This is a genomic window from Streptomyces sp. CB00316, assembly GCF_001905595.1.
In the GTDB taxonomy this organism is placed as follows: Bacteria; Actinomycetota; Actinomycetes; order Streptomycetales; family Streptomycetaceae; genus Streptomyces.
This window is the reverse complement of the sequence record NZ_LIXI01000007.1, coordinates 321,314-343,250: the sequence shown is the minus strand read 5'-3', so window position 1 is coordinate 343,250 and position 21,937 is coordinate 321,314. Positions and strand designations below refer to the sequence as shown.

24 protein-coding genes and 1 riboswitch are annotated in these 21,937 nt (G+C 71.9%); of the genes, 14 read left to right on the top strand and 10 right to left on the bottom strand.

The genetic code is table 11. The annotated features are described in order from the left end of the window. Positions 1–53: 53 nt before the first annotated feature. Positions 54–812 carry an endonuclease/exonuclease/phosphatase family protein gene (locus AMK21_RS21930; protein ID WP_073880494.1) on the top strand — a complete coding sequence of 253 codons (759 nt, stop codon included), beginning with the start codon at positions 54–56 and terminating at the stop codon, positions 810–812. 4 nt (positions 813–816) lie between these two features. Here the strand turns inward: AMK21_RS21930 and AMK21_RS21925 are convergent, their stop codons facing one another. Continuing rightward, the gene (locus tag AMK21_RS21925; RefSeq protein ID WP_073880492.1) at positions 817–1,548 is read right to left on the bottom strand and encodes a hypothetical protein; all 732 of its coding nucleotides are present in this window, start codon (positions 1,546–1,548) and stop codon (positions 817–819) included. Then, a complete protein-coding gene (locus AMK21_RS21920) occupies positions 1,541–2,320 on the bottom strand; it encodes an alpha/beta hydrolase (RefSeq protein ID WP_073880607.1) in 780 nt (259 codons plus the stop codon). The genes AMK21_RS21925 and AMK21_RS21920 overlap by 8 nt, the downstream gene beginning before the upstream one ends. Before the next feature lie 166 nt (positions 2,321–2,486). On the opposite strand from AMK21_RS21920, the gene AMK21_RS21915 reads away from it, so the two are divergent. The 4 genes from AMK21_RS21915 to AMK21_RS21900 all read left to right on the top strand — a co-directional run bounded on the left by AMK21_RS21915 (position 2,487) and on the right by AMK21_RS21900 (position 6,353). Then, positions 2,487–3,260, top strand: coding sequence for a lysophospholipid acyltransferase family protein (locus AMK21_RS21915; protein WP_073880490.1), 774 nt, complete (start codon positions 2,487–2,489; stop codon positions 3,258–3,260). A gap of 32 nt (positions 3,261–3,292) precedes the next feature. Then, positions 3,293–4,540, top strand: a complete 1,248-nt coding sequence (gene macS / locus AMK21_RS21910) for a MacS family sensor histidine kinase (protein ID WP_073880488.1) — start codon at positions 3,293–3,295, stop codon at positions 4,538–4,540. Positions 4,541–4,626: 86 nt separating this feature from the next. Next, positions 4,627–5,271 carry a response regulator gene (locus AMK21_RS21905; RefSeq protein ID WP_051883954.1) on the top strand — a complete coding sequence of 215 codons (645 nt, stop codon included), beginning with the start codon at positions 4,627–4,629 and terminating at the stop codon, positions 5,269–5,271. Positions 5,272–5,357: 86 nt separating this feature from the next. Continuing rightward, positions 5,358–6,353 (top strand): 2-hydroxyacid dehydrogenase, encoded by a 996-nt coding sequence (locus AMK21_RS21900; RefSeq protein WP_073880486.1) that lies wholly within the window; start codon positions 5,358–5,360, stop codon positions 6,351–6,353. A 10-nt stretch (positions 6,354–6,363) separates the two neighbouring features. Here the strand turns inward: AMK21_RS21900 and AMK21_RS21895 are convergent, their stop codons facing one another. Beyond that, entirely contained in the window at positions 6,364–8,298 is a 1,935-nt protein-coding gene (locus AMK21_RS21895) for an anthranilate synthase family protein (protein WP_073880484.1), read from the bottom strand. A gap of 129 nt (positions 8,299–8,427) precedes the next feature. Next, positions 8,428–8,496, bottom strand: a complete 69-nt coding sequence (locus AMK21_RS37145) for a trp operon leader peptide (protein WP_107429963.1) — start codon at positions 8,494–8,496, stop codon at positions 8,428–8,430. A 102-nt stretch (positions 8,497–8,598) separates the two neighbouring features. Between AMK21_RS37145 and AMK21_RS21890 the strand changes: the two genes are divergently transcribed. Beyond that, positions 8,599–9,945, top strand: a complete 1,347-nt coding sequence (locus tag AMK21_RS21890) for a class II 3-deoxy-7-phosphoheptulonate synthase (protein WP_073880605.1) — start codon at positions 8,599–8,601, stop codon at positions 9,943–9,945. A gap of 174 nt (positions 9,946–10,119) precedes the next feature. Continuing rightward, entirely contained in the window at positions 10,120–10,452 is a 333-nt protein-coding gene (locus AMK21_RS21885; RefSeq protein ID WP_073880482.1) for a (2Fe-2S)-binding protein, read from the top strand. A gap of 22 nt (positions 10,453–10,474) precedes the next feature. On the opposite strand, the gene bfr is transcribed toward AMK21_RS21885, so the two are convergent. Then, positions 10,475–10,954: a bacterioferritin gene (gene bfr, locus AMK21_RS21880; protein ID WP_073880480.1), complete on the bottom strand. Its 480-nt coding sequence runs from the start codon at positions 10,952–10,954 to the stop codon at positions 10,475–10,477. A gap of 152 nt (positions 10,955–11,106) precedes the next feature. Between bfr and AMK21_RS21875 the strand changes: the two genes are divergently transcribed. Then, entirely contained in the window at positions 11,107–11,739 is a 633-nt protein-coding gene (locus AMK21_RS21875) for a sulfite oxidase-like oxidoreductase (protein WP_073880478.1), read from the top strand. Here the strand turns inward: AMK21_RS21875 and AMK21_RS21870 are convergent. From AMK21_RS21870 to thiO, 5 genes are all read right to left on the bottom strand, one after another. After that, on the bottom strand, positions 11,736–12,614 hold the full coding sequence (locus AMK21_RS21870) for a deoxyribonuclease IV (RefSeq protein ID WP_073880476.1): 879 nt from the start codon (positions 12,612–12,614) through the stop codon (positions 11,736–11,738). The genes AMK21_RS21875 and AMK21_RS21870 overlap by 4 nt on opposite strands. Positions 12,615–12,642: 28 nt before the next feature. Beyond that, entirely contained in the window at positions 12,643–14,571 is a 1,929-nt protein-coding gene (gene pknB, locus AMK21_RS21865) for a Stk1 family PASTA domain-containing Ser/Thr kinase (RefSeq protein WP_073880474.1), read from the bottom strand. Between the two features lie 113 nt (positions 14,572–14,684). Then, on the bottom strand, positions 14,685–15,425 hold the full coding sequence (locus AMK21_RS21860) for a thiazole synthase (protein WP_251052721.1): 741 nt from the start codon (positions 15,423–15,425) through the stop codon (positions 14,685–14,687). Positions 15,426–15,481: 56 nt separating this feature from the next. Further along, on the bottom strand, positions 15,482–15,703 hold the full coding sequence (gene thiS / locus AMK21_RS21855; protein ID WP_018511972.1) for a sulfur carrier protein ThiS: 222 nt from the start codon (positions 15,701–15,703) through the stop codon (positions 15,482–15,484). After that, positions 15,700–16,908, bottom strand: coding sequence for a glycine oxidase ThiO (gene thiO, locus AMK21_RS21850; protein WP_073880470.1), 1,209 nt, complete (start codon positions 16,906–16,908; stop codon positions 15,700–15,702). The genes thiS and thiO overlap by 4 nt, the downstream gene beginning before the upstream one ends. Further along, positions 16,906–17,018, bottom strand: a riboswitch (TPP riboswitch). Its footprint overlaps the gene before it by 3 nt. Before the next feature lie 52 nt (positions 17,019–17,070). Here thiO and AMK21_RS21845 point away from each other — a divergent pair. From AMK21_RS21845 to AMK21_RS21820, 6 genes are all read left to right on the top strand, one after another. Next, the gene (locus tag AMK21_RS21845; protein WP_073880469.1) at positions 17,071–17,412 is read left to right on the top strand and encodes a hypothetical protein; all 342 of its coding nucleotides are present in this window, start codon (positions 17,071–17,073) and stop codon (positions 17,410–17,412) included. Positions 17,413–17,441: 29 nt separating this feature from the next. Next, positions 17,442–18,686 (top strand): NAD(P)/FAD-dependent oxidoreductase, encoded by a 1,245-nt coding sequence (locus tag AMK21_RS21840; RefSeq protein ID WP_073880467.1) that lies wholly within the window; start codon positions 17,442–17,444, stop codon positions 18,684–18,686. A 70-nt stretch (positions 18,687–18,756) separates the two neighbouring features. Beyond that, positions 18,757–19,122, top strand: a complete 366-nt coding sequence (locus tag AMK21_RS21835; protein ID WP_073880465.1) for an Rv2175c family DNA-binding protein — start codon at positions 18,757–18,759, stop codon at positions 19,120–19,122. A gap of 80 nt (positions 19,123–19,202) precedes the next feature. After that, the gene (thiE, locus tag AMK21_RS21830; RefSeq protein WP_073880463.1) at positions 19,203–19,853 is read left to right on the top strand and encodes a thiamine phosphate synthase; all 651 of its coding nucleotides are present in this window, start codon (positions 19,203–19,205) and stop codon (positions 19,851–19,853) included. 133 nt (positions 19,854–19,986) lie between these two features. Continuing rightward, on the top strand, positions 19,987–20,904 hold the full coding sequence (gene metF / locus AMK21_RS21825; protein WP_073880461.1) for a methylenetetrahydrofolate reductase [NAD(P)H]: 918 nt from the start codon (positions 19,987–19,989) through the stop codon (positions 20,902–20,904). Positions 20,905–20,952: 48 nt separating this feature from the next. Continuing rightward, positions 20,953–21,921 (top strand): hypothetical protein, encoded by a 969-nt coding sequence (locus AMK21_RS21820; protein ID WP_073880459.1) that lies wholly within the window; start codon positions 20,953–20,955, stop codon positions 21,919–21,921. Positions 21,922–21,937: the final 16 nt, after the last annotated feature.

Genomic DNA, 21,937 nt, shown 5'->3' with positions numbered 1-21,937 from the left:
GCCCGTCGCCGCCTTCCGGGGCGGCGGCGGGCGTCCGTCGTATCGTGGCCCGCATGGTCCTGACGCCGCTGCCCGACTCCCGTACCGAGCCGGACGGTTCAGCCGTGATCCGGGTGCTGAGCTACAACGTCCGCTCCATGCACGACGACGCCGCGGCCCTGGCCCGGGTCATCCGCGCCTGCGCCCCCGACCTCGTCCTCGTCCAGGAGGCGCCGCGCTTCTTCCGCTGGCGCAAGGCGGCCGCGAGGCTGGCCAAGAGCAGCGGCCTCGTGGTCCTCGGCGGGGGTGCCACTGCCGCCGGACCGCTGCTGCTGTGCTCGTTGCGGGCGGCCGTCGAGAGCACCGAGGACGTTCTGCTGCCGCTCACGCCGGGCCTGCACCGCAGGGGCTTCGCCACCGCCGTCGTCAGGATCGGCGGGGTGCGGCTCGGTGTGCTGAGCTGCCATCTGAGCCTTCAGCGCGAGGAGCGCCTCACCCAGGCCGGCCTGCTGCTGGAACGGCTCGCTTCCATGGGTGTGGACCACGCCGTGGCGGGCGGCGACCTCAACGACGTACCGACCGGGAAGGCGTTCGCACACCTGGCCGGGCACCTTCAGGACTGCCGGGCCGTCGCCCCCTGGGGCGGCGAGCTCACCTTCACCCCCGACGACCCGCGCAAGCGCATCGACGCGGTCTTCGCGACCCCGGGCATCGAGGTGCTCGGCTGCGGCGTCCCGGACGGGCTCCCCGGCGTGAGCGGAACGGACCTGAGGGCGGCCACGGACCATCTGCCGGTCCTGGCCGCCCTCAGAGTCCCGGCCGCAGCCGGCTGATCCGTCACACGACCGCGCCGCGCCCCGGGTCGCCGTAGGTGTCGTCATCGTCGTCGTGCGGCATCCGGGCCACCAGGGTGACGAAGCCGCCCAGGAAGCCGCCGACGCAGAGCGTGGTGAGCCACCACGTCATGTGCCACTGCAGCAGCACCGCCAGCAACATCAGGACCGGCCCGCCGATCACCGCGAGCCAGGCGAACTTCGCCGTGGTGTCGGCCTCCGGCAGCGGCGGCGGCTCCGGGGGCACGAAGTGGCCCTCATCGCCGTCGTCCGGCACGTCGATGCCGTCGTCCTTGGACTCGGGCAGCTCGTAGTCGCGGGGACCGGCCACGCCGGGCGCGAAGACGACGGAACTGCCGAGCGGCTTCTTCTCCGGCGTCTTCGGGGGCGTCTTGCCCGACCCCTTGTCCGCCGGGTCACCGGCCCGGCCGTTGTCCGGCCCCAGCACGTTGCGCTGGTCGTCCTCCAGCAGGGCGAGGTCCTCGATCGACTTGAAGGGCTTGGCGCCCGGGGGGTCCGGCGGTTCCTCCCCGTACCCCGCGACGATCGCGGCCCAGGCCGCGTCCTCGTCGATCGCCCGCTCCTCGTCCGCCCCCTTCTCGGGCCCCGTGCCCTCCGCTCCCTCCGCGCCCTCCGGAACGGCGGACTTCGCCCCCTCCGGGACGGCCGCGCTCTCCGTGGGGCGCGGTTCGCGCTCCTCGTCGCTGCCCGTGCGTTCCGCGTCGTGCTCAGCCACCGGACGTGCTCCCCTTCATCCCGACGCTCGGTGCGAGACGGCCGATGAACCGGTAGCTCTCATCGAAGATCCGCTCCGCATCATGGTCCAACGTCGCCACGTGGTAGCTCTGTTCCAACAGGATCTCCTCGACGTCCGTGGAGGAGATCCGGCTCAGGATTCGCGCGCTGTCCGCGGGCGGTACGACATGGTCCTGCGGGCTGTGCAGCAGCACCACCGGCTGGGTCACCTGCGGCAGCTCGCCGTCGACCAGCCGGAAGAACTTCCGAACCGAGTGGGCGGCGTGCAGCGGCACCTTGGTGTAGCCGACCTCGTGCGAGCCCGGGAGCGCGATGTCGTCGGCCACGCCCTTCGTCGTCCGCACCAGGTGGCGGGCGACGGGCAGCGCGTACGCCGAGAGGCCGTGCACCTTGTTGGCCGGATTGACCAGCACCAGACCGCTGATCGCGTCCCCGTGCTTGGCCGCGAGCCGCAGGCTCAGCGCACCTCCCATGGAGAGGCCGAAGACGAAGACCTGCTCGCACTTCTCGCGCAGCACCCGCAGCTCGCGGTCCACCTCCGCGTACCAGTCCTGCCAGCCGGTGACCGCCATGTCCTCCCAGCGGGTGCCGTGGCCGGGCAGCAGCGGCAGGGAGACGGTGAGCCCGCGCTCGGCGAGGTGATCGGCCCAGGGACGCAGCGACTGCGGCGAGCCGGTGAAGCCATGACAGAGGAGGACGCCGACCTCTCCGCCCTCGTGGCGGAACGGCTCGGCTCCAGGGAGGACCGGCACCGGGGTCTCCTGTTCGTGAGGTGAGGCGGGGGCGGGGCGCGCACCGGGGCGTGCTTGACGGATGACTTCACCGTACGCGACCGGACCGACACCGACCAGGGCCGTCACCGCCCCTCCGGGGCCCCGGGTTAGGGTCTCAACCGACAGCACACAGGAGGCACCACAGTTGATCTACGGCGCAATGAAGTTCTCCATCGGCGGGTCCTTGAAGCTCGCCTTCCGGCCGTGGGCGGAGGGCCTGGAGAACATCCCCGAGCGGGGGCCGGCGATCCTCGCGAGCAACCATCTCTCCTTCTCGGACTCGTTCTTCCTCCCCGCTGTCCTGGACCGCAAGGTCACGTTCATCGCCAAGGCCGAGTACTTCACGGCCCCCGGGGTGAAGGGCAAGCTCACCGCCGCCTTCTTCAAGGGCGTCGGCCAGCTCCCCGTCGACCGCTCCGGAGCGCGTGGCGCCGGTGAGGCCGCGATCAAGGCGGGCATCCAGGTCGTCGAGAGCGGCGGCCTCTTCGGCATCTACCCCGAGGGCACCCGCTCGCCCGACGGCCGCCTCTACCGCGGCAAGCCCGGCGGCCTGGCCCGGGTGGCGCTGGCCACCGGCGCCCCCGTCATCCCGGTCGCGATGATCGACACCGAGAAGATCCAGCCGCCCGGCCAGGTGATGCCCAGACTGATGCGCCCCGGCATCCGGATCGGCAAGCCGCTGGACTTCAGCCGCTACCAGGGCATGGACGGCGACCGCTTCATCCTGCGCTCGGTGACCGACGAGGTCATGTACGAGATCATGAAGCTCTCCGGCCAGGAGTACGTGGACATCTACGCCACCGCCGCCAAGCGCCAGATCGCCGACGAGGCGAAGGCGAAGGCGGAGGAGGCCAAGCGTGGGCGGAAGCAGGCACAGGCGGCCGGCGACGAGGACGGAACGGAACGGTCCGGCGCGTAACGGCGTCGTGGACCGTCGGGGGGTGGGGCCAGATGGCCAAGCGTGAGCGGGTCGTACGGATGTCGGTCGAGCAGCCGCTGTGGCGTGCGCTGACGGGCTACCGCGTACTGACGATGGTCTACGCGGTGCTGCTCGCGATCTTCGGGAAGGACAACTTCGGCCAGCAGAGGTTCGAGCGGCCCTGGGTGGCCTTCGCGTACCTCGCGTTCCTCTTCGTGTGGACGCTCGCCACCCTGCCCAAGGTCCGCTCGGCGGCCAGCTGCACCAAGCGCTTCCTCGGCGCGGACCTCGTCGTCGCGCTGACCGGGATCATGCTCACCCCGATCGCCGACGTCCACTCCCACACCTTCGACGGCCCGACGCTGCCCTCGATCTGGACGGCCGGAGCGGTCCTCGCGTTCGCCATCAAGGGTGGCTGGCGGTGGGCGGCCTTCGCCTCCACCTTCGTCGCCGCCGCCAACATCGTCCAGCGCGGCGACCCCAGCCGGGACACCTTCCACAACGTCCTGCTGGTCTGGGTCGCCTCCATCGCCATCGGGTACGTCGTCGAGGTCGCCCGCGCCAGTGAACGCACCCTGGCCCGCGCCCTGGAGATCGAGGCGGCGACCCGTGAACGCGAGCGCCTGGCCCGCGACATCCACGACAGCGTCCTCCAGGTCCTCGCCATGGTGCAGCGCCGGGGCACCGCGATCGGCGGCGAGGCGGCCGAGCTGGGCCGGATGGCCGGGGAGCAGGAGGTCGCCCTGCGCACCCTGGTCTCCAGCGGCCTGGTCCCGCCCACCCGGGTCTCCGAGGACGCCGCCGAGGGCGCGGTCGTCCGCACGGTCGACGTGGACGAGGAGAGCCCGGACGGCGGGGCCACCTGCGACCTGCGCGCCCTGCTCGCCCCGCACGCCGGCGCCCGCACCAGCCTCGCGGAGCCCGGTGCCCCCGTGGTCCTGCCGGCGGAGGCCGCCCGCGAGCTGGCCGCCGCTGTCAGTGCCGCCCTGGACAATGTGCGGGTGCACGCCGGGGATGGGGCGCAGGCGTGGATCCTGGTCGAGGACGAGCCCGGCGAGGTCATCGTCACCGTCCGGGACGACGGCCCCGGCATCCCGGAGGGGCGCCTCGCCCAGGCGGAGGGGGAGGGGCGGATGGGGGTCGCGCTCTCCATCCGCGGCCGGCTGCGCGATCTCGGCGGCACGGCCGAGGTGATCTCGGTGCCGGGACAGGGCACCGAGGTCGAGTTGAAGGTTCCGAAACCACAGGTTTCCCGGGGGAAGGCAGGATCGGCCCGATGAGCACGCAGAACGCAGTACCGCAGGACGCACCGCACGGCGCACCGCAGCAGGACGGCGCGGAGGCCGCGGACCGGCGCATCAAGGTCATGGTGGTCGACGACCACCCCATGTGGCGCGACGCCGTCGCCCGCGACCTGGCCGAGTCCGGCTTCGACGTCGTCGCGACCGCCGGCGACGGCCCGCAGGCGGTCCGCCGGGCCAAGGCGGCCAACCCGGACGTCCTGGTCCTCGACCTGAACCTCCCCGGCATGCCCGGCGTCCAGGTCTGCAAGGAGCTGGTCCCCTCCCACCCCGGGCTGCGCGTCCTGGTCCTCTCCGCGAGCGGCGAGCACGCCGACGTCCTGGAGGCGGTGAAGTCCGGCGCCACCGGCTATCTCCTGAAGTCCGCCTCCACCCAGGAGCTGACGGACGCCGTCCGCTCCACCGCCAACGGCGACCCGGTCTTCACCCCGGGCCTCGCGGGCCTGGTCCTCGGCGAGTACCGCAGGCTCGCCTCCGACCCCGTACCCGCCGCGTCCAACGAGCCCAAGGCCCCGCAGCTCACCGACCGGGAGACCGAGGTGCTGCGGCTGGTCGCCAAGGGACTCTCGTACAAGCAGATCGCCGAACGCCTGGTCATCTCGCACCGCACCGTCCAGAACCACGTGCAGAACACCCTCGGCAAACTCCAGCTGCACAACCGGGTGGAGCTCGTGCGGTACGCCATCGAGCGCGGCCTCGACGACGTCTGATCCGGGGCCGGGGCCGGGGCCTGTGGCCGGGAGGGCAGGGCCGTCCGGCCCCTGCGCGCCCGGCGGTGGAGCCGTATATTCGCGCTATGGAGATCCTGGCGTTCGGTGTGCAGTCCGACGAGAAGCCCCTGATCGAGAAGGCCTTCGCCGGACTGCACGAGGTCCGCTGCCTGGACGTCTTCCTGAACCGGGACACCGCCCCCATCGCGGCCGGGTACGAGATCATCTCCACCAGCGTCAACGCCGACCTCGGCTCCCCGGTGCTCCAGACCCTCGCCACCGGCGGCACGCAGATGATCGCCCAGCGCTCCACCGGCTTCAACAACATCGATCTGGACGTCGCCGAACGGCTCGCCCTGCGCGTCGCCCGGGTCTCGTACTACTCGCCGTACTCGGTCGCCGAATTCGCCTGGACCCTGGCCATGGCGGTCAACCGGCGCGTCATCCGGGCCGCGAGCCGTACCCGCGACTTCGACTTCCGCCTCGACGGGCTGCTCGGCCGCGACATGCACGGGCGGACCGTCGGCGTGGTCGGCACCGGCAAGATCGGTGAGGCGTTCACCCGGATCGCCCACGGCTTCGGGATGAAGCTGCTCGGCTGGGACGTCGCGGAGAACCCGGCCTGCCTGGAGCTCGGCATGGAGTACGTGGAGAAGGAGCGCCTCTTCGCCGAGGCCGACGTCATCAGCCTCCACGTCCCGCTGCTCCCCGCCACCCAGCACATCATCAACGAGGCCGCCCTCAAGTCGATGAAGGACGACGCGATCCTCGTCAACTCCAGCCGCGGCGGCCTCATCGACACCGCCGCCCTGGTCACCGAGTTGCGCGCCGGCCGCTTCCTCGGCGTCGGACTCGACGTGTACGAGGCGGAGGCCGGGCTCTTCTTCCTGGACAAGTCCCTGGAGGGCGTCGACGACGACACCCTGGCCCGGCTCGTCACCTTCCCCAACGTCATCGTCACCTCGCACCAGGCGTACTACACCGAGGACGCGGTGGGCCAGATCATCGACGCGACCGTGCAGAACGTCACCGACTACCTGGCCCGCCGCACCAGCGAGAACGTGCTCGTGCCGCGTATGTGAACCCGAAGGCTCAGCTCAGCACCGGCAGTCCCGCCAGCAGCTCCGTCACGATCGCGGTCCCCCGCACGGTCAGTACCGACTCCGGGTGGAACTGCACCGAGGCGAAGCCCGGCCCGCGCAGCGCGTGCAGCTCGCCGCTCTCCTCGTCCCGGCTCACCTCGATCCCGTGCGCGGCCAGCTCGGCGGCGGCCGGAGAGTCGCACCGCCCGGTGAAGCTGTTGTAGAAGCCGACCGTCTCCGGCCGCCCGAACAGCTCGATCCTGGTCTGCGCCCCCTGGTACGGCACCGCCTTGCGCACGATCTCCAGGCCCAGCTCGGCCGCGATCAGCTCATGCCCGAGGCAGACGCCCAGCAGCCCGTACCGGTGCTGCCGCACCAGCTCGGCCGCCAGCTCCCGCAGCAGCCGCATCTTCGGATCCGTGAGATCGCCCGGATTCCCGGGGCCGGGGCCCAGCACGACCGGCCCCCGGTGCGCCCGCACCACCTCACGCAGCCCCGGCTCGTCGAACCGGCGCACGGACACATCGAGCCCCGAGGAGCGCAGCAGGTGGGCCAGCATCGCGGTGAACGTGTCCTCGCCGTCCACCACCAGAGCGTGCCCGGTCAGCTCCCGGGTGCGCTCCTGCATCCGCAGCCAGAACGGGGCGAGACCGCCCCGCCGGTCGTCCAGTGCCGCCTGCACCCGGGGGTCGGCGGCCAGCAGCGGACGCCCCGCCTCCGCCTCCGGCCGCCCCGGCCGCACCCCCAGCGCCGCCAGCACCCCGGCGGCCTTGGCATGCGTCTCGGCGACCTCGCTCTCCGGGTCCGAGTGGCGTACGAGCGTGGCGCCGACCGGCACCTTCAGCGAACCGTCCGGGGCGATGTCGGCGGTCCGGATCAGGATCGGCGAGTCCAGCGTCTGCGCCCCGTCGGCGTCCCGGCCCAGAAGAGCCAGCGCCCCGGCGTAGTAGCCGCGCCCGCCCCTCTCGTACCGCTCGATCACCCGGCAGGCGTTCTGCACCGGGGAGCCGGTGACGGTGGCCGCGAACATGGTCTCGCGCAGCACGTCCCGTACGTCCAGGGAGGAGCGGCCGCGCAGTTCGTACTCCGTGTGGGCGAGGTGGGCCATCTCCTTGAGCCTGGGTCCGACGACCACCCCGCCCATGTCGCCGACCGTGCACATCATCTTCAGCTCCTCGTCGACCACCATGGACAGCTCCTCGCTCTCCTTGCGGTCCCCGAGGAACGCCAGCAGGCTCTCGGTGGTGGGCCCCTCGGCCGGGTAGCGGTAGGTCCCGCTGATCGGGTTCATCACGACGGTCCCGCCGGACATCCGTACGTGGACCTCCGGGCTCGCCCCGACCAGCACACGCCCACCCGTCGCCCGCCGCCGCCCTTCGGGCCCGCTGCCTCCCGTGTGCACGACGAACGTCCAGTACGCGCCCCGCTCGCCGGCCAGCAGCCGCCGGAACAGTGCCAGCGCGTCGGCCCGTCCGAACTCCGGGATCTCACCCCGGAACGTCCGCCGGATCACGAAGTTCGCGCCCTCGCCCTGCCCGATCTCGTCCCGGATCACCCGCCGCACGATCTCCGCGTACTCCCCGTCCGCCACGTCGAAGCCCCGGTCCTCCACCGTCACGTCATGGGCGGGCAGCGCGGCCAGCACATCCGCGAGCTCCAGCTCGTGCGTCTCGTCGGCGACCAGCACGCTCAGCGGCGTCCCGTCGTCCCGCACCTCGAAGCCGCGCTCGGCGATCTGCCGGAACGGCACCAGGGCGAGCGCGGGCGACGCGCCCACCGGCAGATCGGCCAGCCGCTCCGCCTCCCGCACCTCACCGATCAGCACTTCCACGTGATCGTGGTCACGGCCGGGCGTACGCCGACGCAGCAGGGCGAAGGGCGGAGCGTCCTCCGCCAGCAGCCGGCGGACGAGGTCGGGGGCGGTGCGGGGCGCGGTACGGGACATGGGAACGGGTTCCTTCCGGACGGTCCGTACGAGGGCTTCGTACAGGACTCACGGGGGAGAGGAACGGCTCCGAAACGCGGATAAGGCCGCCCCTCGGGCGGCCTTCGCGAAGTGTGTCAGCGCGATGAGTCAGCGGGCCGCCGGATGAGCGGTCCACCACCAGTTCTGGATCGAGATCTGGATCTTTCGCGTCGACATGCTGCGACCCTAGCGGACGTTCCGGGCATCGGAGCGGGTGTCTCAACTATTGAGCGCTCGCATGGACGCCCCCCGCGACCCCGTAATGTTGTACGCGTGACCGTGAACGCCAATACCTCCGTCGCCGGTGGCAACACCTGGCGAGACCTTCCCGCGGCGCAGCAGCCCGAGTACCCCGACTCCGAGGCCCTGCGCGATGTACTCGCGGACCTCGCGTCGTATCCGCCGCTCGTCTTCGCGGGCGAGTGCGACCAGCTGCGCGCCCGCCTGGGAGCCGTCGCCAAGGGCGAGGCGTTCCTGCTGCAGGGCGGCGACTGCGCCGAGGCCTTCGACGCCGTGTCCGCCGAGCACATCCGGGCCAAGCTGAAGACGCTGCTCCAGATGAGCGCCGTCCTGACCTACGCGGCCTCCGTGCCCGTGGTGAAGGTCGGCCGGATCGCGGGCCAGTACTCCAAGCCGCGCTCCAAATCGACCGAGACCCGCGACGGCGTGACCCTGCCGACCTATCGGGGCGACTCGGTGAACGGCTTCGCCTTCACCGAGAAGGCCCGGATCCCGGACCCGGCGCGGCTGAAGCAGATGTACCACGCGTCCTCCTCCACGCTGAACCTGGTGCGTGCCTTCACCACCGGTGGTTACGCGGACCTGCGCCAGGTGCACGCCTGGAACCAGGACTTCGTGAAGTCGTCCCCCGCAGGCCAGCGCTACGAGGCCCTGGCCCGCGAGATCGACAACGCGCTCAACTTCATGAAGGCGTGCGGCACCGACCCGGCCGAGTTCAAGGCGGTCGAGTTCTACGCGTCGCACGAGGCGCTGCTGCTGGACTACGAGACGGCGCTGACCCGCACCGACTCGCGCACCGGCGAGCTGTACGACACCTCAGGCCACATGGTCTGGATCGGTGAGCGCACCCGGCAGATGGACGGCGCGCACATCGAGTTCGCCTCCAAGGTCCGCAACCCGATCGGCATCAAGCTCGGCCCGACGACCACCGTCGACGAGGCGCTCGGCTACGTAGACCGCCTGGACCCCGAGCGCGAGCCCGGCCGGCTGACCTTCATCGTCCGCATGGGCGCCGACAAGGTCCGCGACAAGCTCCCCGAGCTGGTCGAGAAGGTCACCGCCTCCGGCGCCACCGTGGCGTGGGTGACCGACCCGATGCACGGCAACACCTTCGAGGCCGCCTCCGGCCACAAGACGCGCCGCTTCGACGACGTCCTGGACGAGGTCAAGGGCTTCTTCGAGGTCCACAAGGGCCTCGGCACCCACCCGGGCGGCATCCACGTGGAGCTGACCGGCGACGACGTCACCGAGTGCGTGGGCGGCGGCCACGAGATCTTCGTGGACGACCTGCACCAGCGCTACGAGACGGCCTGCGACCCGCGGCTCAACCGCAGCCAGTCCCTGGACCTGGCGTTCCTGGTCGCCGAGATGTACCGCGACCAGTAAGCGGTCCGGCGGATATTCCCGTCGGTCGCACCTGTGGGGCACGGATCCATGTGATCCGTGCCCCACAGTCCGTCTCCGGGCTTTTGCGCGCCTCGCCAGGCGGGTAAGGTTAGGTTAGCCTCACCGACGAAGACGGGGACGGCACAGTGACCGGCCCGCAGGGAGGTGAACCGCATGTACGTCTGCTCCTGCTTCGGCATCACCGAGGCGCAGGTCAAGAAGCACGCGGACGCCGGGGCCTGCACCCCGCGTCAGATCGCCTCGGCCTGCAAGGCCGGTACGGACTGCGGCGGCTGTGTACGCCGGATCCAGGCCCTGCTGGGGCGTGACTGCTCGCGCCGCGACCTCGTGGGCCGGCAGCGGGAGTCCGTGGCGGCGTCCGGCACGCACCCGGTCCCCGCAGCGGCATCGGTCACCCACCCGGACACCGCACCGGTCGGGACGCCGGTCACAGCGGGGGTCGCCCTCTCCGCGATCCGGGACGTCCAGCTCTCCGACGCCGCCTGACCACTCCTCGTAACGCGTCGGCTCAGCTCTCCGGCTGCTCGATCAGCTGCGCGATGTAGAGCGGCTCACCGAGCTTCTCCACCAGCTCCAGCTGGGTGTCGAGGTAGTCGATGTGGTGCTCCTCGTCCTCCAGGATCGACTCGAAGATGTTCGCCGAGGTGATGTCCCCCTTGGCGCGCATCACCACGATCCCGCGCTTGAGGCGGTCGATCGCCTCCACCTCGACCTGGCGGTCCGCCTGGAACATCTCGGTGACCGTCTGGCCCACCCGGACGTGGAAGAGCCGCTGGTAGTTCGGCAGCCCGTCCAGGAACAGGATCCGGTCCGTGAGGGTCTCGGCGTGCTTCATCTCGTCGAAGGACTCGGCCCGGGTGTACTTGGCGAGCTTGGTCCAGCCGAAGTTCTCCTGCATCTTCGCGTGCAGGAAGTACTGGTTGATGGCGGTCAGTTCGGCGGTCAGCTGTTCATTGAGGAACTCAAGGACCTCGGGGTCGCCCTGCATCGCAGAGGCTCCTTCCAAGCGTGATCGACAAGGTGGCCGCATCCTCGCACCGCACTCACCGGCCGTCCAGTAAGTGCACGCTTAGTACGAGTTGACCCCATGGGGGTCTGCCCTGGTCATGACCACCCCTGCCTGTCTGTCACCATGGAAGCATGGGTCAGCCGGAAAGCCGGGAATACCGCGAATCAGAGCAGTCCGAGCTTCCGCCGGGACAGCGACTGCAGCGCGGGTGGCCGGTCACCCACTACGGGCCCGTTCCCAAGTTCAGGCCCGAGCGCTGGGAGTTCCGGGTCTTCGGGGCCACCGCCGACGGCGACAAGCACTGCTGGAACCACCAGGACTTCTCGGCGCTGCCGTTCTCCTCGGTCGTCGCCGATCTGCACTGCGTGACGAAGTTCAGCATGATCGGCGCCGAATGGGGCGGAGTCCTCGCCCGCACGGTGCTCGACCTGGCACCGCCCGCGCCCGACGTCACCCATGTGATGGTCTGGGCCGAGTACGGCTTCTCCTCGAACCTGCGCCTGGACGACTTCGCCTCCGAGCGCACCCTCTTCGCCACCCACAAGGACGGCGAGCTCCTCACCGCCGAACACGGCTTCCCGCTCCGCCTCGTCGTCCCGCACCTGTACGCCTGGAAGGGCCCGAAATGGGTCCGGGGCGTGGAGTACATGACGACCGACCGGCGCGGATTCTGGGAGGAGCGGGGCTACCACAACATCGGCGACCCCTGGAGCGAGCAGCGCTACTCCTACCAGGAGGAGCCCGGGGACGGCCCCGAGCTCTAGCGGGTCTTCCGGAGGGCTTTGAGGCGGGCCACGTCCGCCGCGTGCCCCTCCTTGCCGCCGGGCGTCTCGATGATCAGCGGTACGCCCTCGGTCGCCGGGTGCGCGAACAGCTCCCGGAAGGGCTCCGCCCCGATGTGACCGGCGCCGATGTTCTCGTGCCGGTCCTTGTGGGCGCCCACGACGTCCTTGGAGTCGTTGGCATGGATCAGCTTCAGCCGCCCCTCACCGACCGTCTCCACCAGCAGGTCGAGTGTCTGCCGCATCCCCGAGGGGCCGGCCAGGTCGTGCCCCGCCGCGTAGATGTGGCAGGTGTCCAGGCAGATGCCCAGCCTGGGGTGGGAGTCCAGCGCCTCGAAGTACGGCCCGAAGTCCCACGTACGGGAGCAGAGCGAGGAACCCTGGCCCGCGGTGGACTCCAGCAACAGGTACGGGTCGTCGTCGTGGGTCAGCTCGTCCAGCAGCGGCCGCATGTGCTCCCGCACCTGGGCCAGCGCCTCGGAGCGGGGCCGCCCGCCCGTCGCCGAGCCGGTGTGCACCACCACGCCCAGCGCGCCGATCTTCCGGGCCCGTCGCAGCGAGTGGCGCAGGGAATCCACGGATTTCTCGACCGTGGCCTCGGTGTGCGAGCCGAAGTTGATCAGATACGGGGCGTGGACGTACGCCGGTATCGACGCCGCCGCGCACTCCGCGCGGAAGAGCTCGTCCTGGGCCGGGTTCCCGGTGGGCGTCGCCCAGCCGCGCGGGTTGGCGACGAAGACCTGCACGGCCTCGGCCGCCAGCTCACGGGCGTACTCCAGACCGACCTTGGCCAGGCCGCCGGCCACCGGGACATGTCCGCCCACAGGGTTACGCGGGTTGCCCACGAGGTTACGCATGGATCGCTTCCGGCTGTCGCATGTCGTCCTAGAACCCCTTGGTCCTGATGGTGATGGTGGAGCCCTCGGGGGCCTGCTCGCCGCCCTCCACGGACTGGCTCGCGATGGTGTTGCCGAAGGAGAGGAACGGCCGGTCGACCTTCACCTCGAAGCCCGCCTCCTCCAGGGTGGCCCGGGCCTCGTCGACGTCCCGCCCGGTGACGTCGGGGACGTCCAGCATCCGGGGGCCCTTGGAGACGGTCAGCTCGATGGTGTCGCCCTCCGCCGCATCGGCGCCCGCGCCGGGGGACTGCTTCGCGATGTCCCCGTCGGCCTCGGAGGAGTGGACCCGGCCGGGCAGCACCTCCACCTTCAGCCCCTCCTCCGCCAGCTCCGCGGTGGCGTCCTCGACCGAGAGGCCGGTGACGTCCGGGACGTCGACGGGACTGCCCTTGCTGACGACCAGGGCCACGGCCGTGTCGGGGTTCCGGTCGGTGCCCGCGCGGGGATCCGTACGGATCACCTCACCGCGCGCCACGTCCTCGCTGAACTCCTTGGCCACCATGCCGGGGGCCAGGCCCACCTTCTTCAGGGAGCGCCGGGCGTCCGCCAGGGAGGACCCCGCGACATCGGGGACCCGGACGATCTCCGGGCCGCGCGAGACGACGAGCTTCACCGAGCCGTTGCCCCGGATCCGGTCGCCGGAGGCGGGGTCGCTGCCGACCACCGAGCCCCGCTCGACGGTGTCGCTGAAGACCCGCTCCACGCCCTTCAGCCCGAGCCCCTCGTCCGCGAGCCGCTGCTCCGCCACCTTCTGGGTCTGGCCGAGCAGTGAGGGGACCTGGGTGAACTGGCCCGAGTTGATGTACCAGACGCCCGCACCGACGCCGAGCGTCAGCAGGACGGCGGTGATGATCGTGATCAGCTTGCGGTGCCGTCCGCCGACCGGGCCCCGCCGGGCGGCCCTGCGCCGGGGCGGGGCGAGGGGCGGCGGCATCTCCAGGCGGCTGGTGCGGTGCACCGCGCCGCCGTCGCCGTCCACCGGAAGGGCCCGCGGGATCACGCTCGTACGGTCCCGGGCCCCGTCGTGCTTGTCCGACAGCGCCTGCGGCGGTACGGCGTCCAGCTCGGCCTCGGTCAGCCCGGCACGGGCCTCACGGGCCTCGGCCAGCAGCAGGACCGCGTCGTGCGGGCGCACCTCGGGGTTGCGGGCGGTCGCGCTCGCCACCAGGCTGTCCAGCGCGACGGGGAGCCCCGGCACGACGGCGGACGGGGCCGGGACGTCGGTGTTGAGGTGCTGGTAGATGACCTGGGCGGCGTTCTCACCGGTGTGCGGCTTGGCGCCGGTCAGCATCTCGTACAGGACGACCCCGCAGGCGTACACATCACTGCGGGTGTCGGCGGTGCCGTGCTCGATCTGCTCGGGCGCCAGATACGACACCGTGCCCAGCAGCGAACCGGTGGTGTCGGTGGCCGTGCCGACCGCCCTGACCAGGCCGAAGTCGGCGACCTTGACCCGGCCGTCGTCCCCTATCAGGACGTTCTCCGGCTTCATGTCGCGGTGCACGAACCCCGCCCGGTGCGCGGCGCCGAGCGCGGCGAGCACCGGCTCCAGGATGTCCAGGGCGGCCCGGGGCTGGAGGGCGCCGCGCTCGCGCAGGACGTCGCGCAGGGTGCAGCCCGCCACATACTCCATCGCGAGGTAGACGTACGCGCCCTGGGCGCCCTGGTCGAAGACCGCGACGACGTTGGGGTGGGCCAGCCGGGCCACCGACTTGGCCTCGCGGATGAACCGCTCGACGAAGGCGGCGTCGACGGCGAGCGCCGGGTGCATCACCTTGAGGGCGAGTACCCGGTCCAGGCGGGTGTCCACGGCCCGGTAGACCGTGGCCATCCCGCCGACGGCGATGCGCGCCTCAATGCGATACCGGCCGTCGAGCAGCTGCCCGACGAGAGGGTCCTGGAGGGTCGTGTCCACCCCGAGAGTCTACGAGCCGCCACCGACACCCCGGACGGGCCGGGGCATTCCCGGGGCTGTTCTGCAGCCGATCCGTGACAGGGACACGCCCCAGGTCCGGGGCGCGGGAGACCTCAGAACGCCGGGCGCTCCGGGTCGAGCGCCGCCCGCCCGTCCACCGGCGACGAGGCCTCGGCGAAGTGCCGGCGCGGGATGCGGCCCGCCCGGTACGCCAGGCGCCCGCCGTCCACCGCGTGCCGCATCGCGGCGGCCATCAGCTCCGGCTCCTGCGCCCGGGTCACCGCCGAGGCGAGCATCACGGCCGCGCACCCCAGCTCCATCGCCAGCGCCGCGTCCGACGCGGTCCCGGCCCCCGCGTCCAGGATCACCGGCACCCCGGCCCGCTCCACGATCAGCTCGAAGTTGTGCGGGTTGCGGATGCCGAGCCCGGAGCCGATGGGGGAGCCGAGCGGCATGATCGCCGCGCACCCGACGTCCTCCAGCTTCCGGGCCAGTACCGGGTCGTCGTTGGTGTACGGCAGCACGGTGAACCCGTCGTCGACCAGGAGTTCCGCCGCGTCCAGCAGCTCGATCGGGTCGGGCAGCAGCGTCCGCTCGTCAGCCACCACCTCCAGCTTGACCCAGCCGGTGCCGAGCGCCTCCCGGGCCAGCCGGGCGGTCAGCACCGCCTCACCCGCGGTGAAGCAGCCCGCCGTGTTCGGCAGTACCTGGATGGAGAGCCGCTCCAGCACGGAGAGGACCGAGCCCTGCACGGTCGGGTCGAGCCTGCGCATGGCGACGGTGGTCAGCTCCGTACCGGAGGCGATCAGCGACCGCTCCAGCACCTCCAGGCTCGGCGCCCCGCCGGTGCCCATGATCAGCCGGGAGCCGAAGGTGGCGGGTCCCAGGGTGAAGGCGTCGTCGGACACGGTCAGCCTCCCTGCACGGCGGTCAGGACCTCGACGCGGTCGCCCTCGCCGAGCGTGGTGGCGGCCCACTGCCCGCGCGGCACGACGCACTCGTTGACGGCGGCGGCGACGCCGGAGGGCGCGGTGGTCAGGGTGGCGACCAGGCGGTCCAGCGCGGTGCCCGCGTCGAGGACGCGCGGCTCCCCGTTGACCGATACCGAAACGGGCGGGCTCAGAGTGCTCATACGGGCTGCTCCTGGAGTACGCGGGGGGCGCCGGCGGACGTGAACCGGCCCGGGGTGAAGGGGCGGGCCACCTCGGGCAGCTCGCCGGTGGTCAGAGCGTGGGCCATCGCGTCGCCGGTGACGGGCGTCAACAGCACGCCGTTGCGGTGGTGGCCGGTGGCGAGGAGGAGACCGGGCAGGGCGGTCGGGCCGAGCAGCGGGGCGTTGTCGGGGGAGGCGGGGCGCAGACCGGCCCGGGTCTCGGTGAGCGGCAGCTCGGTGATGCCGGGCACCAGTTCGTGGGCGTCGCGCAGCAGCTCGTAGACCCCGCCGGCGGTGACCGTGGTGTCCCAGCCCATCTCCTCGCTGGTGGCGCCGACGACCAGCTCGCCGTTCTCGCGCGGTACGAGATAGAGGTGGCCGCCCCGGACGACGGCGCGCACGGTCCGGCTGAGGAAGGGGGCGTACGTCCGGGGCACGGTGAGCCGCAGGACCTGGCCCTTGACCGGACGGACCGGCGGCACGACCTCCTCCGGCAGCCCCGCGAGCCGCCCGCTGAGGCTGCCCGCCGCCAGGACGACCTGGTCGGCCCCGATCCCCGTACCGTCATCGAGCACGGCTCCGGCCGCCCGGCCCCCGCTGACGGTGAGCCGCTCGGCGGGGGCCGGGCGGAACACCACCCCGGCGCGCTCGCAGGCGGCCAGCAGCGCGGCGGCGAGCCGGCGCGGATCCACCTGGTGGTCACCGTCGACCCGCAGCCCGCCCCGTACGCCCGGCGCCAGCATCGGCTCCAGGCGGCGGCACTCACGGCCGCTCAGCCAGACCGACTCCAGGCCCGAACGCTCCTGGAGGGCGTGCAGCTGGCGCAGATGGGCCCGGTCGTCGGAGTCCAGCGCGACGGCGAGCGTTCCGCAGGTACGGAAGCCGGTCTCCCGGCCGCTCGCCGCCTCCAGCTCCGCGATGAACTCCGGATAGCGGGCGGCGGAGGCGAGGTTGAGGCCGAGCAGCGTCTCCTCGCCGTAGTGCAGTTCGGTGACGGCGGCCAGCATGCCCGCCGCGACCCGGGCGGCGCCGCCGCCCGGATCGGGATCGGCCACGGTGACGGTCAGCCCGCGCTGGGCCGCCCGCCACGCCGTGACCAGGCCGATGATGCCGCCCCCGATGACGAGGACATCGGATCCTGATCTTTTCCCCGGGCTTCCGGAGGTCTTCCCCGAGACGCGCATGGGTGTCCAGCCCCTCCCTTCGCCGGCATGACCCGGATCAGGTTCGTACGGTCGGAGGCGCTCCAGCCTCCCTCTCAGCCCGGTGCGTCCGGGCTCCCGCGAGTGTTCTACCTTGGTCAGCCTAAACCCACCCGCCTCTCGCCCGGCAAGGGAGCAGCCACCGTGGCCCGTTCGCTCGACGGACTCGTCCTCTCGCCCGTCGCCGACCAGGCCCCGGGCCAGGTCGGCACCCGAACCCGCTTCACGTACCACGAGCAGGAGGGCAGGATCTGGGCCGAGTACGCCGGCGGTGACGTGGTCCGCGGCCATCTCGTCGGCACCCGCGAGGGGGACGCGCTCGACTTCCGCTACGTCCAGCTCGAACAGGACGGAACGACCTCGTCCGGTCACTGCCTCTCCACCGTCACCGACCTCGCCGACGGCCGGGTGCGGCTGGAGGAGCGCTGGGCGTGGGAGTCCCAGGAGGGCAGCGGGACGAGCGTGGTGGAGGAAGTCACCATCTGACGCATGGTCAGATGAATAGACTGGTACGCGTGAGCGAGCAGACGGAACACCACGCGGCGCGGCGGCGGACACGGAACGTCGTGGTCGTCGGAGCGGGCATGGCGGGCGTGCAGACCGCCGTCGCCCTGCGGGAAGCCGGCTTCACCGGCCCCGTCACCCTGATCGGCGCCGAACCCCACCAGCCCTACGACCGGCCGCCGCTGTCCAAGGCGGTGCTCCTGGGCAAGGCCGAGGACTCCGCCTTCGACGTCGACTTCGAGGCCCTGGACATCACCCTCCGCCTCGGTGTGGACGTCACCGCCCTGCGCGCGGCCGACCACGTCCTGGACACGGCGGACGGCCCCGTCCCCTACGACGTCCTGGTCCTGGCGACCGGCGCCGAGCCCATCGCCCTGCCCGGCGCCGAAGGCGTCCCCGGTGTCCATCTGCTGCGCACCCTGGACGACGCCGCCCGGCTGCGGCCCGTCCTGGAGCAGCAGCACGACGTGGTCGTCGTCGGGGCGGGGTGGATCGGCGCCGAGTTCGCCACCGCCGCCCGCGCCGCCGGCTGCGCGGTCACCGTCGTCGAGGCCGCCGCCCGCCCGCTGGCCGGCACCCTGCCCGCCGAGGTCGCCGCCCCGATGGCCGACTGGTACGCGCAGAGCGGCACCGAACTCCTCACCGACGCCCGGGTCGAGCGCGTCGAGGAGGGCACGGTGGTCCTCGCGGACGGCCGGACCCTGCCTGCCGGAGCCGTGGTCGTCGGCATCGGCGCCCGCCCCGCCACCGGCTGGCTCGCCGGCTCCGGGATCGAACGCGGCCCGGACGGCTCGGTCACCGCCGACAGCGCGCTGCGCACCTCCCTGCCCGATGTGTACGCGGTCGGGGACTGCGCCTCCTTCCCCTCCGCCCGCTACGGCGAACGCCTGCTGATCCACCACTGGGACAACGCCCTCCAGGGCCCGCGCACCGCCGCCGCCGCGATCCTCGCCGCGGAGACCGGCGAGCCGCTGCCGGTCCACGACCCCGTCCCGTACTTCTGGTCCGAGCAGTTCGGCCGCTTCGTGCAGTACGCCGGCCACCACGCCCACGCCGACACGCTCCTCTGGCGCGGCGACGGCGCCGAGGCCACCTGGTCGGTGTGCTGGCTGAAGGCCGGGGCGCTGGTCGCCGTCCTCGCGGTGGGGCGCCCGCGCGATCTCGCCCAGGGCCGCAGGCTCATCGAATCCGGGGCGGTCCTCGACCCCGAGCGGGTCGCCGACCCCGCCGTACCGATGAAGTCCGCCGCCCTGTGAGCCCCCGGGCCGACCCCCGTACGGTCGGCCCGGCTACCGGCTGTCAGTCCGGGATGGCACGCTTGTCCTTGTGACCGAGATTGACGCAAAGACCGATGCTCTCGTCCCCGCCTGGCTCCACCTCCCCGACATCGCGGAAAAGCTCGATGTCGAGGTGACGCGTGTACGGCAGTTGGTCAGGGAGGGCCAGCTCATCGCCGTACGCCGTGGTGAGAAGCGGACGCTCCAGGTGCCCGCCGCCTTCATCGACGGAGACAAGGTGGTCAAGGGCCTCTCCGGCACCCTGACCCTCCTGAGGGACGACGGCTATTCCGACGAAGAGATGCTGGAGTGGCTCTTCACTCCCGACCCGACCCTGCCCGGCACCCCCGCACAGGCGCTGAGCGAGAATCGCGGTACGGAGGTGAAGCGTCGCGCCCAGGCGCTCGCCGTCTGACCGACACGACCGGAAGCGGCGTACGGGCCCCGCGTTGAGCGCGGGCCCGTGCCCCGCCACGACCACGGGGGGACTCCACCATGCCCACGCCTCGCGAGCAGCTGTCCGACGCCCGGCTCTATCTGTGCACGGACGCCCGTAAGCGGCAGGGTGACCTCCCCGCCTTCCTGGACGCCGTGCTCGCCGGCGGTGTCGACATCGTCCAGCTCCGGGACAAGGGTATGGAGGCCGCCGAGGAGCTGGAGCACCTCGCGGTCCTCGCCGACGCCTGCCGGCGCCACGGCAAGCTCCTCGCCGTCAACGACCGCGCCGATGTCGCCCACGCCGTCGGAGCCGACGTCCTGCACCTGGGCCAGGGAGACCTGCCCGTGCCCGCCGCCCGCGCGATCATCGGCTCCGACCGGCTGATCGGCCGCTCCACGCACGCCGAGTCCGAGGTCGACGCCGCCGTCGCCCAGGAGGGCGTGGACTACTTCTGCACCGGCCCGTGCTGGCCCACCCCCACCAAGCCCGGCCGGCAGGCCCCGGGCCTCGGCCTCGTGCGGTACGCCGCCTCCCTGAAGCAGCCGCGCCCCTGGTTCGCGATCGGCGGGATCGACGCGGGGAACCTGGACGAGGTGCTGGAGGCGGGCGCCCGCCGGATCGTGGTCGTCCGGGCGATCACCGCGGCGGACGACCCTGCGGCCGCCACCGCCGAGCTGGCGAAGAGGGTCCGGGCGCACGCGCTCTGAGCAGCTCTTTCGCGTCTCCCGCAGTGCCCTTGGGGGCACCCTCGTCCCAAGGGGTGGACGGCAAACAGGGAAAACGAGACAATCCAGGCCGCCCTGGTTGGGGAGGTGTCCACCCCCTGGTTAACCTCGGCCTATGGCCCTTGGGACAGCTTCCACCAGAACGGACCACGCACGCACGGTGCGTGACCTGCTCGCGACCGGCAAGACCTCGTACTCCTTCGAGTTCTGGGCGCCCAAGACCGAGAAAGGCGAGCGCAACCTCTGGAACGCGCTGCGCCGGGTCGAGGCGGTGCGCCCGAGCTTCGTCTCGGTGACCTACGGGGCCGGTGGCTCCACCCGGGCCGGGACCGTGCGGGCGACCCAGCAGATCGCCGCCGACTCCACGCTCACCCCGGTCGCCCACCTCACCGCGGTCAGCCACTCGGTCGCCGAGCTGCGCAACATGATCGGCCAGTACGCCGACGCCGGGATCAGGAACATCCTCGCGGTCCGAGGCGACCCGCCCGGCGACCCCATGGGGGAGTGGGTCGAGCACCCGCAGGGCGTGAAGTACGCGGCCGACCTCGTCCGCCTCATCAAGGAGTCCGGCGACTTCTGCGTCGGCGTGGCCGCGTTCCCCGAAATGCACCCGCGCTCCACCGACTGGGAGTCGGACATCGGCCACTTCGTCGACAAGTGCCGGGCCGGGGCCGACTACGCGATTACCCAGATGTTCTTCCGTCCGCAGGACTACCTCCGGATGCGTGACCGAGTCGTCGCGGCCGGTTGCGACACGCCGGTGATTCCCGAGGTCATGCCGCTCACCAGTGTGAAGCAACTGGAAAGATTCTCCCAGCTCAGCAACGCGACCGTCCCTGAGCCGCTGAAAGAGCGGATCCTCGCGGTCAAGGACGATCCGGCCGCTGTACGCTCCATCGGTATCGAGTTCGCAACGGAGTTCTGCGCGAAACTGCTGTCCGAGGGCGTGCCCGGGCTGCACTTCATCACGCTCAACAACTCGACGGCAACGCTCGAAATCTACGAGAATCTCGGACTGCACAAGCAGTCGTGACCGGCCGTACCCGCCCCCGAGCGGCTGCGGCCGCAGGAGGGGGCGGGCGTGGGCTGGACGGTCCTCTACATCGCATTCGGCTTGGTGGCACTGTGGCTGTTGGGTGAGGTGCTGCTGCAGTACAAGGCACGGCTGCGCTGGCGGCTCCTCGCCTTCGGTGGCTTCCTCGGTGTGGTCATGGGGGTCCTGCTCGCCTCCGTCCCGGTCATCGTCGTCGGCACCCTCGCCTTCGCCACCGGCCAGACCTATGTGACGCTCTCCTTCCGGCGCGGCTTCTCCACCGGCTGGGCCATAGGCGGCAGCCCGGGCGAGAGCCGCCGTCGCCGGGGCGGCGGCGAGGGCGCGGCCGCCAAGCAGCCCACGCTGGAAGTCTCCGACCTGGAGGTCTCGGACCCCGCCGCCGAACAGGGCTTCGACTCCTTCGGCCCTGGCGCCGGGGCACCCGCCACCGCGTCCGACGCCCCCACCTCGGTGTACGAGCCGCAGCCGCTGCCCGACGACACCGGTCAGTACGGCGTGTACAGCGAATCCGGCTACGCGGCCGACGGCCCCGGCCAAGGCGGCCAGGACCCGTACCCGTACGAGCCGGACCCCGCGGCCCAGCCGCAGTTCGCCGCGTACGACCCCTACTCCGGCTACGACCAGCAGGCCCAGGACACCTACGCGGGCCCCTACGACTACGGGACCGGCCAGCAGAGCTACGCCGCCTATTCCGACCCGTACATCGGCACCACCAACGGGACCGCCCCCTACGGCGGTTACGACGCCTACGGCAACGGCAACGGCAACGGCAACGGCAACGACAGCCAGGGCGGCCAGCAGAGTCACGCCGACCCCTACGCCCAGAGCTACGGCACGGACGCGTACACCACGGACACCCCGCCCGGAGGCGTCTGGGTCCCGCAGCAGCGCGACGCCGAGCAGCACCCCCCGATGCCGCCCGAGCAGCCCGCTCCGTACGGCCAGGGCAACACCAGCGGCTACGACACCGGCCAGAACGAGCAGTACCGCTACTGAGGCGGGGCGACCTGGC